Here is a 13,964-nt window from a genome sequence, read left to right as displayed (position 1 = left end):
AAATCAAATATTTTTTTGATAGTGTCCTGTGAGTGCCCACACAGATTGTCTGATAAATTGTTAAAGAGCGGTGCGACTTAATCTTTTGATTATCGACTTTAGGTCGTTGTCGCGAGGTGTCGTATACTACGTTTTTTATTTAGAAAGTCAAGCGATTATTTTCAACTATTTTCTTTCTTCACCTCTGTTATCACGGGGCTTCGAGGTTTTCTTCGAGCCGGTTTGTCGTGACAACGGATGCGCATTATAGGGAGCTCCCAAAATCTCGCAAGTGTTTTTTTTAAAATAATTTCCAAGTGCTGATTTATCACTCAAAATGGTTACTTTGTGATGCTTTTTAAGGCTTTTGGCAGGTCTGCAAGGCTATTAATCACCAGATCTGCACTCGCAATAGCGTCATCCGTAACTGGTTCGCCGCTTTTTACTAACACATTTGTACCCACAAGAGCCGCTTTACCCGCTTGCATATCTGCAAGTTTGTCGCCAACCATAATAGAAGAAGCCATATCAATGTTTAAAAATTGCTGGGCATCTAAAAGCATTCCCGGTTTTGGTTTGCGGCAATTACATTCTTGCTTATATTCTTCTACTGTTGCATCTGGGTGATGAGGACAGAAGTAGATACCATCTAAATCAACACCGCGGTCGGCTAAAGACCAATCCATCCACTCAGTCAGTGTCATAAACTGGTCTTCGGTATAAATACCACGACCGATACCAGATTGATTAGTCACGACAACTAATGCATATCCCATCTTTTTGAGTTCAATCATGGCTTCAATAGCGCCCTCGATAAATTCGAAGTCATCAATTTGATGTACATAACCATGGTCGATATTAATTGTGCCATCTCTATCTAGAAAGATTGCTGGAATGCCTTTGCTCACTGCTTTACTCCTCAAACTGAAATGGTTTTTAGTATCTCATGAAAAGAAATGAAATGAGAATAGAATAAATCCATCAAACTTTATTGACTTAGACGTCTAGACGCCTTAACATCCAATACAAGTTAGATACAGTATCTTGAATATAATTCGTCAGAGAATAGAAGATAGAATGATAAAGCTCTCAAATATTAATAAAGTGTTCCAGCAAGGAAACCGCAATATACAGGCACTGACTGATATCAGCCTGCATGTTCCTGCTGGTCAAATATATGGTGTTATTGGTGCATCCGGCGCAGGTAAAAGTACCTTAATTCGTTGTGTGAATATGCTGGAGCGTCCAACATCAGGGCAAGTCATTGTTGATGGACAAGATTTAACGTCTCTGCCAGAGAAAGAAGTCACAAAAGCACGCCGTAGAATTGGCATGATCTTTCAGCATTTCAACTTATTATCTTCACGCACTGTGTTTGATAACGTGGCGTTGCCATTAGAATTAGACAACACATCGAAAGAGACTATTAAACAGCGCGTTAATGAATTATTAGAGTTAGTCGGTTTATCTGAAAAGAAAGATGCTTATCCAGCAAACCTTTCTGGTGGTCAAAAACAGCGTGTGGCTATTGCCCGTGCCTTAGCAAACTCACCAAAAGTTTTATTGTGTGATGAAGCAACAAGTGCACTAGACCCAGCAACAACGCGCTCTATTTTAGAATTATTGAAAGATATCAACCGTCGCTTAGGTTTAACTATCTTATTAATCACCCATGAAATGGATGTCGTGAAACGCATTTGTGACCAAGTGGCAGTGATCAGCGGTGGTCAGCTTATTGAGCAAGATAAAGTGAGTGAAGTTTTCTCTCACCCTAAAACGCCAGTTGCTCAAGCATTTATTAAATCAACATTAGTTATCGATATTCCAGATGACTATAAAGAACGTTTGCAGCCAGAATCTGGGAAAGATCTCTCCCCGTTATTGAAACTGGAATTCACAGGGCAATCGGTGGATGCACCATTAATTTCAATGGCCGTACGTAAATTTGATATTGATATTAATATTTTAAGCTCTCAGATTGATTATGCCGGTGGCGTTAAATTCGGTGTGATGCTGGCTGAATTACACGGCTTAGAAAATGGCATTGAGTCCACTATTACATTTTTGAAAGAGCACCATGTGAAAGTTGAGGTTTTAGGTTATGTCTGAGGGAATGATTTCACTGCTTATTTCAGGAACGATTGATACCATTATCATGACTTTCGTTTCTGCAATTTTAGGTTTTATTTTAGGTATCCCGACAGGCGTCCTACTTTATGTCACTCGTCGTGGGCAAGTGATGGAAAACACTGTTCTGTATAGCGTTATTTCTGCTGTCGTGAACGTATTCCGTTCGATACCGTTTATTATTTTATTAGTCTGGATCAGCCCTTTTACCAAATTCATCGTGGGTTCTGCGATTGGTATCGAAGGTGCGATTGTTCCATTGACTGTTGGTGCAATACCATTTATTGCTCGCATGGTTGAAAACGCATTATTAGAAGTGCCGAATGGTTTAATTGAAGCATCACGCGCTATGGGTGCAACACCGTTACAGATTATTCGCAAAGTATTACTGCCAGAATCTTTACCAGGGTTAATTAACGCAGCAACCATTACATTAATTATGTTAGTCGGTTATTCCGCAATGGGCGGTGCAGTAGGTTCCGGTGGATTAGGACAAATTGCAATGCAATATGGGTACTATACTTATAATCCATTAGTTATGAATACCGTTCTGGTTCTATTGATTGTCTTAGTATTCATCATCCAGTTCACGGGTGAATATCTAATGAAAAAAGTGTCACATAAATAGTCCGTAATCTAGATAGTCAGAAACAATAGCAGCGCCAAAAAACGCTACACAGTAGTTAAGGTGCTATAAATAGTGTCTAAAGGGGTAAATTATGTCTATTAAGTTAAAATCAATTGCAGTAGTTGGCGCGCTGTTAGGAACATTAGCTCTCGCTGGCTGTGGTGAAAAACAAAAAGATCCAAATAGCATCAAAGTCGGTGTGATCATGGGCAAAGAGTTTGAAGTTGCTGAAGTTGCACAAAAAGTTGCTAAAGAAAAATATGGTCTGAATGTTGAATTAGTTTCTTTCAATGACTTCGTACTACCAAACGAAGCATTAAGCAAAGGTGATATTGATGCTAACGCATTCCAACATAAACCTTATTTGGATCAGCAAATTAAAGACCGTAACTACAAATTAGTCCCTGTTGGAAATACCTTTATTTATCCAATTGCAGGATATTCTAAACAAATTAAATCTATTGATGAATTGGCTGACGGTTCACAAGTAGCGCTACCAAATGACCCAACTAACTTAGGTCGTTCATTACTGTTACTGCAAAAACAAGGTTTAATTAAGTTAAAAGATGGCACAGGTTTAATGCCTACCGTGTTGGATGTTGTTGAAAATCCAAAAGGCTTAAAATTTGTTGAATTAGAAGCGCCACAGTTACCACGTGCTCTGGATGATCAAAAAATTGCATTGGCTATCATCAACACAACTTGGGCTAGCAGTGCAACACCAAAACTGACTCCAGCAAAAGATGGTCTGTTTGTTGAAGATAAAGATTCTCCATATGTGAACATTATTGTGGCTCGTGAAGATAATAAAGATAGCGAGAATGTGAAGAAGTTTATTCAAGCATATCAATCTAATGAAGTGGCAGAAAAGGCCAACGAAGTTTTCGATGGTGGAGCAGTTAAAGGCTGGTAAGCTTTTCTCTTAAAAAAAATGTGTATAAAATGCTAGGTGACTTTATGTCACCTAGTTTTTTTGTATCATACCAACAAGCATTAAACCGATTTGTTTCAAATAAATTAGCTTTAAACCGATTACATAATTAATGCGCTAGCGCAGATAATAAAAAGGTAATATTTATGAGATTGTTTTTGCTCGCCCTCGCTACATTTGTTTTAGCTGGGTGCGGAATTAATCAATACACCAGTCCAAGCATGAATAAAGGGTTTTCGAGCATGAAATTATCGAAACCTTTACCTGTAGAAACTGAAGAAGATGTCAGTGCAGAAAACATTAAATTAATGAACAGCCCTGAAGAATTATTAGGAATGCCATTTCGCGACTTAGGTATTGTATCTGGTGAGTCATGCAGAAAAAATGCAAAGAGTCCGCCTATTAACCTTGATTCAGCTAAAAACAGTATGTTGACGCAAGCCGCTTATATCGCTGCGGATGCCGTGTTATTACATCAGTGCCAAACCAAATCAGCGCCGGGTTGTTACCAAGCAACGGTATGTGAAGGTAGTGCACTTAAAATTGTTGAATAATCAACTTATGCAATCTTTTCAATTTAATGTTATCGGGCATATCGAATCCCCTTATAAAGAAAAGTTTGCTATTCCTCGCCAGCCTGGGCTGGTTCAAAACGGCTTTGGGCGTTTGCATTTACATCCGCCATACAATGACCCCAATACCGTTAGAGGATTAACTCAATTTAGTCATATTTGGGTATTGTTTGTTTTTCACCAAACGATGGAGGGTGGCTGGAAATCGCTAGTACGCCCTCCTCGCTTAGGCGGCAACGATAAAATGGGTGTATTTGCCACTCGTTCAACATTTCGACCAAACCCAATTGGGATGTCGTTAGTTGAATTAAAAGGCGTGACTATCGAAAACAACCAAGTCATTCTTGAACTCGGTAGCCTAGATTTAGTTGATGGCACACCAGTGGTAGATATCAAACCGTATCTGCCTTTTGCTGAAGCTATCACAACAGCCAAAGCAGGTTATGCTCAAGAAGCACCATCAGAAGATATGCAGGTTATATTTAGCGCACAAGCTCAGCTTGAATGTGATAAATACCAACCTCACTATCCTGGATTAGCGTCTTTTATTGAGCAAGTATTAAAGCAAGACCCACGTCCTGCCTATAAGAAACAATCCAATGAAGCCCGTGATTATGCGGTTCATTTATTAGATTTCAATGTGCGCTGGCGAGTGACTAATAATATCACTGAAGTGTTTGCCATCGAACGTAATGAAAAATCGCGTTAACCTCTTTTGACAAAGCATCGTCACTGGTAGACTAGCTGTTTATTCCGCTGCTTAGCAGCTTTAAATTATTGGGTAGGCATAAGTCCTACCATAATTTGTTGTTCTAATGGAACCTATACAATGCGTACTAGCAAATATCTGCTCTCAACTCTAAAAGAGACCCCTGCGGATGCAGAAGTTATCAGCCACAAGCTGATGCTGCGTGCAGGGATGATCCGTAAACTTGCTTCTGGTCTGTATGACTGGTTACCCACTGGCGTGCGTGTTCTGCGTAAAGTTGAAAACATCGTTCGTGAAGAAATGGAAAATGCAGGCGCTATCGAGGTATCTTTACCCGTCGTTCAACCTGCTGACTTATGGCAAGAAAGTGGACGTTGGGAACAATATGGCCCTGAGTTACTGCGCTTTGTAGATCGTGGTGAACGCCCTTTTGTTTTAGGCCCAACCCACGAAGAAGTTATCACTGATTTAGTGCGTAACGAGATCACTTCATACAAACAATTACCATTGAATTTATTCCAAATTCAAACCAAATTCCGTGATGAAGTTCGTCCTCGCTTCGGTGTAATGCGTTCTCGTGAATTTATCATGAAAGATGCATACTCGTTCCACACAAGCCAAGAGTCATTGCAAGAAACTTACGATGCAATGTACCAAGCTTATAGCAAAATTTTCACCCGCATTGGCTTTGATTTCCGTGCAGTACAAGCTGATACCGGTTCTATCGGTGGTAACGCTTCTCACGAATTCCAAGTCTTAGCACAAAGCGGCGAAGATGATGTTGTCTTCTCCACTGAATCTGATTTTGCAGCCAATATCGAATTTGCTGAAGCGGTTGCGCCAAATGTTCAACGTGCAGCACCAAGCCAAGAGATGCATTTAGTTGATACACCAAATGCAAAAACAATTGCTGAATTAGTTGAACAGTTCAATCTGCCAATCGAGAAAACAGTTAAGACTCTGATTGTTCATGCCGAGAAAGACTCTGGTCATACCTTAGTTGCCCTGTTAATTCGTGGCGACCATGAACTTAATGAAATCAAAGCAGAAAAACACCCATTAGTGGCAAGCCCACTGCAATTTGCATCAGAAGAAGAGATCCGCAAAGCCGTTAACGCAGGTCCAGGCTCTTTAGGTCCTGTGAAGATGCCAATGCCAATCGTCATTGACCGCAGTGTTGCGGTGATGAGCGACTTTGGTGCAGGTGCAAATATTGATGGTAAACACTACTTTGGCATCAACTGGGAACGTGATCTTCCACTGCCGGAAGTTTACGACCTGCGTAATGTGGTAGCGGGTGACCCAAGTCCAGATGGTAAAGGTACCCTGTTAATCAAACGCGGTATCGAAGTAGGTCATATCTTCCAGTTAGGCACAAAATATTCCGAAGCAATGAAAGCCTCTGTGCAGAACGAAGAAGGTCATAACCAAATCGTGACAATGGGTTGCTATGGTATTGGTGTAACGCGTATTGTTGCAGCTGCAATTGAGCAAAGCCACGATGAGCGCGGTATTGTATGGCCTGACGCTATCGCACCGTTCCACGTTGCTATCCTGCCAATGAACATGCATAAGTCTTATCGCGTTAAAGAAGTTGCTGAAAAACTGTATGCAGACCTGAAAGCGCAAGGTATCGATGTTATTTTCGATGACCGTAAAGAGCGCCCGGGCGTGATGTTTGCCGATATGGAACTGATTGGTGTTCCGTACACTATCGTCATTGGTGATCGTAATTTAGATACTAACCAAGTTGAATATAAATCACGCCGCAGTGATGATAAACAGCTGGTTGGTTTAGATAACGTAGTTAGCTTCCTGAAAGAAAAATTAGCTAAATAACCGTTACGTTAGCCTAAATAAAAAGCTCAGAGTTCAGTTTTACTGTCTCTGAGCTTTTTTATTGCCACTAAGCCTTTTTACAATATAACCAAAACGAATTCAGGTTATTTGCAGGAGCGGGTTTTATCAAACTGAATATTCCCTGTAGGAATAAATGCAGAATCAAATTGACTGTCTTCCATTGATGGGCGAATAGAATAGAAACCATCCACCTCTAAATACACAGGCGTACCGCCATCCACATCGGTATCACTATAGGCTTTCTCTAGCTCAATGCCTGACGTTGCATATTTACGCCCAGAACCACATTCAGTAAATACAGCGGCATCTGCCATATAACGATATTCGCCACGTTTTTTACTTGGAGTAACTTGTTTTAAGGTATGGTTCATTGAGCTCTCAATCGCTTTGCCTTCTAAATCTAACAATGTGATTGACTGGTTATCAGGAGATTGTGCAAAGTATGTGCGCTCTGCTTTTGAGTTAGTTAATGTTAATACATTTTCCGTGCTAGACCAGTTCCCTGTTTCATGGAACATTTGGTTCCCTTCACGGGTTTCTAAATAAAGCAGTTGCTCAACATAGCTACCATCTGGATTCACTAATAATGTTGCTTCAATACCCGAACAATCCGCACAAGGAAGTACACCACTATAAACATGGTCTACAGGCGCAAAATTTGCTTCATTGACACTGCTTTGACAGCCGGATAATGCCACAGCACCCGCTGAAATAAGAGCTAATAAAAGTACTTTCTTCATTATAATTCCCTTCAGATCATTCAATTATCACTGTTTCGCTTATTAATACATCATAACATCTCAACGAATAAAAAAATAAGGTATGCAAAAGTTTACAATCGGATAAATAACCAGCTAAAGATATCAGTTTAGTGAATAAGAATTTTCCTTTTCCCACGTCACTGATTATAGTTATTAAATTACTATGCTATTATCGAGCGAAGCACTTTTGATTTAGCTTTTTATTTCATCGGTAAATGCTTAGTCGATAAATGCTAGTGTTTTTAGATAATACAAACATGTTCAAGGCGGCAATAACCGCCACTAACACAGTGGTGAGGGAATATGTCTACAGATAATGAATATCAACCAATCAATTGTGATGATTACGAATATCTAGAAATCGCATGCCAGCGTCAATTAAAGCTGCAAATTAAGCTTAATGACGGCGAGAATATTGAAGGGCTAGCCAGTGATTTGCTCCTACGAAAAAAAATTGAGTACCTCGTCCTGATTACGCAGGAAGGAACCAAGGAGCTACGACTGGATATTATCTCATCCTTCAGTCATCCTGAAATCGGCACTATCGTTGTCGACCACTCTCACTAATCCTCGTTTTCTGAGTTTCTTCTATGCCCCTTATGATGGTCACAGTCATAAGGGGTTTCTAATTTTGAGGCGAATAATTGAATCACTCGCTAGAAAATTCGCTGTTATTTGTCCCAAATTCAGAATTTTGCCAATCAATAGCCATGCCAATATTATCTTCCCCTACAAATCCGTCAGGTGTAATAAAACAGCCCACGGCACAAATTAGTGTTTCGTTATAGTAAATGAGCGGGGTTCTTTCTCGCATCCACGGTGCAACGCCCAGCTCTTGCCAAATTTTCTTGCTGCTACGTGAACGATGGCGACCGACAATATTTAGTGAGCCTTGCAATCCAAAGCGAATTGTCACTTTTTCCGTTTCTTGTGGTGGGCGGATCTGCCCTTCTCCATCCATCACAACCAGTGTTCCCAGTGACTCAGGTAAGAGATAATCCTCTGGATAATCCCACTGATATTGTTTTCCCATCAGGTTATTAATGCGCTTAACCACCCACAGAGCCCCTTGATAACGGCGAATTTCCACATCACCCAAGCGACAGATAGGTTCTGCATCCTGCCGGGCAAGTGCCACTTCCTGCCAAATCCGTTCCAATTGATTAAATGGCGGCATAGCGAGTTGGTGAAGACCAATCCAGCGACGAATCAATGCATTACGCTTGGCAACAGAACAATGAATTAAGCCATCAATATACAGTCCACCACGATAATCGATGATGTCATCAAGTGAATCTTGCAGTAATTCATCCAATAATGCCTCTTGTTCTGCACATAATGATGCACTGCGAGAGACGGCATTGGCAAAATGCGGCCAGCGTTCAGATAATCTTGGCATAATATGCAAACGCAGGAAGTTTCGATCATAGCGGTCATCTTGATTGCTATCATCTTCAACCCAAGGAAGTTGATACTCTGTTCGATAGTTTTCTAATTCATGTCGAGAAATAGAAAGCAAAGGACGTAATAGAACTGTTTTTCCACTTTTTGCTTGAAAAGGGAGTGATTCCGGCATCGCTGAAAGCCCTGCGGGGCCGCTGCCTCGCTTAAGCGCCAGCATGAATGTTTCAGCTTGGTCATCAAGATGCTGAGCCGTCACCAAAATCTCATCGTCGAATAGCTCATCACGATATGCCTGATAACGTTCAGTTCTTGCAGCCGCTTCAACACCAATCTGAGCGCTATCTACAGCTACATGCTGGCAAATAAACGGAATATCCCATTGCTGACATAACGAAGCGCAGTGAACTTCCCATTTGTCCGCTTGAATATTTAAACCATGATGAATATGAATGGCGCGGATTTGGAGTAAAGGATTTATGCTATTTTTGATTTGATAAAGGGCATGCAACAGTACGGTAGAATCAATGCCGCCACTGAATCCAACCAGAATTTTTTGAAAGTTTTTTATTTTACTGTAAACGTGCTCAACAATAATTGCTGATTCTTCGGCCATTAACCTGCCCTTCCCCATTATTTTTACGATTTTTCTAGCGCTAAAACATAATATACCGAACATAATCACAAGAAAAATCTGCATCTATATTTAAGGATATTCAGATGTAAATGGGGTGCAAGGGAAAAGATATCGAGTTAGCAAGAAAAACCCCGCCTAAGCGGGGAAGAAAAATTAACGGTACCACTACAATGCAATATTACCGCTTTAGTTCTATGTCAGCCGATGTACCTCTTACCGTGTTTCCGTTTTCGAACTGAATGACAATAGTCATATAAATGGTGTCTCCAATACTGCTAACTGCATTCGTCCCAAACTTAATCGAACTGCCATCATCAGTTACTGGTGAATTAATCTCAGTCTTACCACCAATAGAATAATGCATTGATTTCTTTCTATAGCCATTTCTTTTTAGGTATTCATTGGTGCTTATTGATCTAGGCTGGCCATAACCAAGGTGTGCATAGTCTACCTCCATATTGTATCCATATCCGGAACGATCCCCTATCTGGTTGCCGTTGAATATCCGTATTTTGGATGACTCCAGTATTTTTTCTACTGTGACTTTATTCGATTGAGCTTCAACCCCCGTATTCGGCGTCCCACTTAGTGCGCGAGGGATGACGTTAAAAGAAATTGTGCACCCTACATCAGCATCTTTTATGGTATACGTTTTAGTCGTCGCCAGAATTTGTGTATTGCTGCTGCGGGAACAGAGCCACTTAAAGCTAGTACCACCATTAGTTGAAGTGTTTTCAAGATCGCTCGAGCCATCCTCATCGTGGTAGTTATACATTCCAGTCAGCACCTGCCCTACCTCTGGCAGGCCATCAATTTTCACATCACGAGCCTCTGGTGCAAGCCCTTTAGTGGTGATGGCTGATGACGTAAACGTGGCGCCTATTGCTGGTTCAGTAATTTTTGGGTCAGTCTGCGGTGTTACCACCACCGTCAGCGCCTTTCCATTACCATCGCCTGGTACCAGTGTATAGCTATTTTGCGTGGCGCCTGAAATATCAACACCATCCAATTTCCACTGATATTTTGTGGCATCCGTCGAGTCATTATCCATATCGATAATGGTTGGGATGGCTGTTACCTTATCAGTGACAGTAGGTTCAGTTTTATCAAATTTAACCTCACTGACTACGGGTTCATGCCCGATGACCGGTGGTGTTTTGGCATCAACTTCGATCACAGAAGCAGACACACCTTCTCCGATGACCAACCCTGCTGTCAACGTTATCAGCCGAAGAATAAAGTTAATTTTTGTCCTAACAGCCATTTCATGAATATCCTCTTCTGTTGCCGCTGTGTGCTATAAAAAACACCGCAACGAAATCATTCCGCTGCGGCTCATACTGATTATTTGTTAGAAACAACAACCTTAATTTTTCGTTTTTGCTCAGAGCCTTTAACCGTATACTCCGACGCTGTTGCCGCCACGATATCTTCGTATGTGCCCGAATTTACGGATTTCTCAATTTGCCACTGATAATTCAGATTGTTATCACAGGTGCCGTGACAGGTGACATCAGCCTTCAGCTTATCACCGACTAGTGGTCGAGCCCCTGATAGACCCGAAATGATGACCGATTTCACAATGTTGCCACCCACGGTTGGGATCCCTTGACCGCCAGATACTGGGGTGTTATTGATATCGATGTAAGTTGCCGCTGCCACGGGTATACTCACTGATGGCTCAGTAATCGCAGAATCAGTATTTGTAACCGCTTTAACCGTGATAGTTTTCCCCAGCAATGCAGCTGTCAGTGTCAGCGAATCACCCGTCGTGCCTCTAATGGCATTATTACCTTCAAACCATTCATAGACAGTAGTTGTCTGCTTATCGCCATCCGCATCGCTGAAGTTAAAACCTGATGCCGTCAATTTATCTCCCTCTCCTAACACACCGTCACCATTAACGTCAGTCGCTTTAACAGAACCGGCTGACAGTACTGGTGCATGACCGATAACTGATTGCGTCTCAGAGGAGGTAATTGAGGCTGCGAGGGCTGACGTACTGACAGCCATGCTCAGAACTGCGCCAGTAATCAGAATAGATAATTGACCTTGGCGGATCATTGGGATTGTTTGCTTATTGTTACTCATCAAATTGTTACCTTTTATTTTAAAAATACCCTATGGGTGTATTTATTGTGCTGTTACGCGCAACTTGCGCTTTTGCATATCTGCTGTAACGGTGTATGTCATGGCGGTAGCGCCGTTTATTGCTTGATACTGTCCTGACCCTTGAGTTGTCTCCATTTCCCACTGCCAAGCAGTCGGTAGAATGCAGTTAACTTGGCAATCAGGTGTGGCGGTCAGGACATCGCCAACCACTGGACTCCCTTTCATGGCAGTGCCGTTACGAAATATTTGTATTCCCACGGGTGCGGCCATCACTTCTACCACCATCGGAGTCATACTGATCCCCTCGACCTGTGGATTAAAAGTGAGGGTACCGGGAAGATTTCCGGCGGTTATTGTGGTGGTATAAACTCCAGGTGCCGCTTCTTTCAATGCAGCCAACTTAACGCCACTTTTTGAAGATGGCAGGGATGGCCCGCCTTTGTGTGTCATAAAGGTAAATGGCAGCTGAATAGCTGAAGCTAATCCCGTCATCGGTGCGTTTTGGTCATCTCGCACGGTCAAAGTCAACGTGTCAGATTCAGAAACATTCAGTGCGCCTGCACCTACCGTCAGGCTGGAGTGACGGGCAGAAAGTCCTGCATCTACAATGACCTTTACATAGACCAGTTTTGACGCATTCCCCTTTCCATCCCATGCTCTCGCGCTCAAGGTATAAGTATTGGTAGAACCCGCTTGCCAAGCAGGTAAGCGCATCTGCCAAGCAGTCAAACTTTTGCCAACAGACTGCGTTTTCCCACCTTTGGCTGAAAATTCTGTCAGCATTCCCCATTCCACGCGATCAGCACCGTATTTTGCTTTCAAAATCGCGTTCACTAACTGTAGGCTTGCGCCACGACCACGAATTACTTGAGGCAAAATGAGGCTGATAAGCTCTTGTTTTTGATACTCAAGTACGATGTGGTTATTACGCTCAACCAGTGCCATTCGGTTGCTCGGGAGTGTACGCAGGTTCGCCACCGCAGCAGGTGAGACTTGATCCTTCCAAGGCACGCCGAATGAATAGTTAAGCTGTGCCTGAAGCTGAAGCTCATTCATTCCTTTTCCTTTGCGCCAATCAGCACCGAAAGTCACTAATGGGAAAGGTGTATAATTCACTCCCATCGTCATCGCTTTTGGTGCCTTACTGCGGCTATCTTTGCCTTTCAGCGCCACTTCATCTCCGAAATATTGTTCATATTTCAGCTTGCCGCCGAGCTGCGGATAAGACGGTAACCAGCCACTGGCGGCTATATCAAACCCGTTGGCTGGTCGTTCATCGTAGTCAGCAAAATCCCGTGACTGATGCCAGCTATTGAGTCGCAGATAACCATTGGCAGATAAATGCAGGTAATCAGACCATAACTCTCCCCCAATACCCGCTCGGCTATTATTACCAGTAACATCAATGTCATAGAAAGTGTTTACACCATACATCCATTGGTCACTGAATCGACGGACCCCAGCACCTAAGTTCAGGGTGGTACGATCATCAAGGTTTCGACCACCGAATTGGGTAAATACCAGCCAGTCAGGACTCTGATATAGAGGCAATAGCATGTCAGCGGATACGGAGATCTGTGATAACTTATCTCCCGGCTGTACGCCAATCTGGGCTGTACCAAACTGATTCAGCCAACTTTCCACTGCGGATGAAGCCTCGCTAACTGCCATATTCTTGGCTTGTCTGGAAAGGTACGATTCGGCACTTTCTGTATTCATAGCCACGAAAAAGTTAGGGGCCGTACGAGACAACCAATTCTGTATCTGGCTATCCTGTTCGTCAGTCAACCTATTTACAGCCGTATTTTTGTCTGTTGTCTTTACAGAGTTTGTACTCGAAATATCACTTTCATCTTCTTCAGATAGGTTTTTAAAAGCACTATGCGATGTACGCGTTTGATTTAGTTTTTTTCGTTCCTCCTTATCCGCCAATCCGGTAGCAAATACTGAGCCGACTGGCATGATGGATGCGGGTAGTAAAATGGAAAGTAATAAACGCATCCGAAATGATTTGATGCTGTAGCGGTTAATACCAAAAAACATTGTTCTATCCTTTATGCTTTCCTTTAAGGTGTTTTTTCATAATGGGTATATTTCCATTGTTAATAGCAGGCGAATAAATACTGGCCATTTAAATAACGAAAGAAACACCATAATCATTATTGCCATTTTATTTCGGAATAGAACTTACATGTCTAGATTAATAATAAGAACGGACTTAATTGGATTAAATATGAAGTAATAGAG

The 13,964-nt window shown here is 42.0% G+C and carries 13 protein-coding genes; 7 read left to right on the top strand and 6 right to left on the bottom strand.

Annotation, left to right across the window (positions count from 1 at the left end; translation table 11 throughout):
* Positions 1-320: 320 nt before the first annotated feature.
* A complete protein-coding gene (gmhB, locus tag JK188_RS12155; protein ID WP_132496491.1) occupies positions 321-887 on the bottom strand; it encodes a D-glycero-beta-D-manno-heptose 1,7-bisphosphate 7-phosphatase in 567 nt (188 codons plus the stop codon).
* Positions 888-1,056: 169 nt separating this feature from the next.
* Between gmhB and metN the strand changes: the two genes are divergently transcribed.
* The 6 genes from metN (at position 1,057) to proS (ending at position 6,785) form a co-directional block, all read left to right on the top strand.
* Entirely contained in the window at positions 1,057-2,088 is a 1,032-nt protein-coding gene (metN, locus tag JK188_RS12150; RefSeq protein ID WP_211887521.1) for a methionine ABC transporter ATP-binding protein MetN, read from the top strand.
* Entirely contained in the window at positions 2,081-2,734 is a 654-nt protein-coding gene (gene metI, locus JK188_RS12145) for a methionine ABC transporter permease MetI (protein WP_036968878.1), read from the top strand. The genes metN and metI overlap by 8 nt, the downstream gene beginning before the upstream one ends.
* Positions 2,735-2,825: 91 nt before the next feature.
* A complete protein-coding gene (locus tag JK188_RS12140; RefSeq protein ID WP_036956390.1) occupies positions 2,826-3,647 on the top strand; it encodes a MetQ/NlpA family lipoprotein in 822 nt (273 codons plus the stop codon).
* A gap of 260 nt (positions 3,648-3,907) precedes the next feature.
* Positions 3,908-4,219: an Rcs stress response system protein RcsF gene (gene rcsF, locus JK188_RS12135; RefSeq protein ID WP_230082465.1), complete on the top strand. Its 312-nt coding sequence runs from the start codon at positions 3,908-3,910 to the stop codon at positions 4,217-4,219.
* A gap of 7 nt (positions 4,220-4,226) precedes the next feature.
* Positions 4,227-4,946 (top strand): tRNA (N6-threonylcarbamoyladenosine(37)-N6)-methyltransferase TrmO, encoded by a 720-nt coding sequence (tsaA, locus tag JK188_RS12130; protein ID WP_211887519.1) that lies wholly within the window; start codon positions 4,227-4,229, stop codon positions 4,944-4,946.
* Between the two features lie 120 nt (positions 4,947-5,066).
* Complete coding sequence (proS, locus tag JK188_RS12125; protein ID WP_132496495.1) at positions 5,067-6,785, top strand: proline--tRNA ligase; 1,719 nt, start codon at positions 5,067-5,069, stop codon at positions 6,783-6,785.
* Positions 6,786-6,889: 104 nt separating this feature from the next.
* Here proS and JK188_RS12120 read toward each other — a convergent pair whose 3' ends face one another.
* Positions 6,890-7,546 carry a copper resistance protein NlpE N-terminal domain-containing protein gene (locus tag JK188_RS12120; protein WP_211887518.1) on the bottom strand — a complete coding sequence of 219 codons (657 nt, stop codon included), beginning with the start codon at positions 7,544-7,546 and terminating at the stop codon, positions 6,890-6,892.
* 324 nt (positions 7,547-7,870) lie between these two features.
* Here JK188_RS12120 and rof point away from each other — a divergent pair, with 324 nt between their 5' ends.
* Positions 7,871-8,134, top strand: coding sequence for a Rho-binding antiterminator (gene rof, locus JK188_RS12115; RefSeq protein WP_211887516.1), 264 nt, complete (start codon positions 7,871-7,873; stop codon positions 8,132-8,134).
* A gap of 82 nt (positions 8,135-8,216) precedes the next feature.
* Here rof and tilS read toward each other — a convergent pair whose 3' ends face one another.
* From tilS to JK188_RS12095, 4 genes are all read right to left on the bottom strand, one after another.
* The gene (gene tilS, locus JK188_RS12110; RefSeq protein WP_211887514.1) at positions 8,217-9,584 is read right to left on the bottom strand and encodes a tRNA lysidine(34) synthetase TilS; all 1,368 of its coding nucleotides are present in this window, start codon (positions 9,582-9,584) and stop codon (positions 8,217-8,219) included.
* A 199-nt stretch (positions 9,585-9,783) separates the two neighbouring features.
* On the bottom strand, positions 9,784-10,869 hold the full coding sequence (locus JK188_RS12105) for a hypothetical protein (protein ID WP_211887512.1): 1,086 nt from the start codon (positions 10,867-10,869) through the stop codon (positions 9,784-9,786).
* Positions 10,870-10,949: 80 nt separating this feature from the next.
* Positions 10,950-11,696 carry a ZirU family protein gene (locus JK188_RS12100; protein WP_211887510.1) on the bottom strand — a complete coding sequence of 249 codons (747 nt, stop codon included), beginning with the start codon at positions 11,694-11,696 and terminating at the stop codon, positions 10,950-10,952.
* A gap of 42 nt (positions 11,697-11,738) precedes the next feature.
* Positions 11,739-13,760, bottom strand: a complete 2,022-nt coding sequence (locus JK188_RS12095; RefSeq protein ID WP_211887508.1) for an inverse autotransporter beta domain-containing protein — start codon at positions 13,758-13,760, stop codon at positions 11,739-11,741.
* Positions 13,761-13,964 lie beyond the last annotated feature (204 nt).

The organism is Providencia sp. JGM181 (assembly GCF_018257375.1).
Taxonomy (GTDB): domain Bacteria; phylum Pseudomonadota; class Gammaproteobacteria; order Enterobacterales; family Enterobacteriaceae; genus Providencia; species Providencia lanzhouensis.
This window is presented reverse-complemented; position numbering and strand designations above follow the sequence as displayed.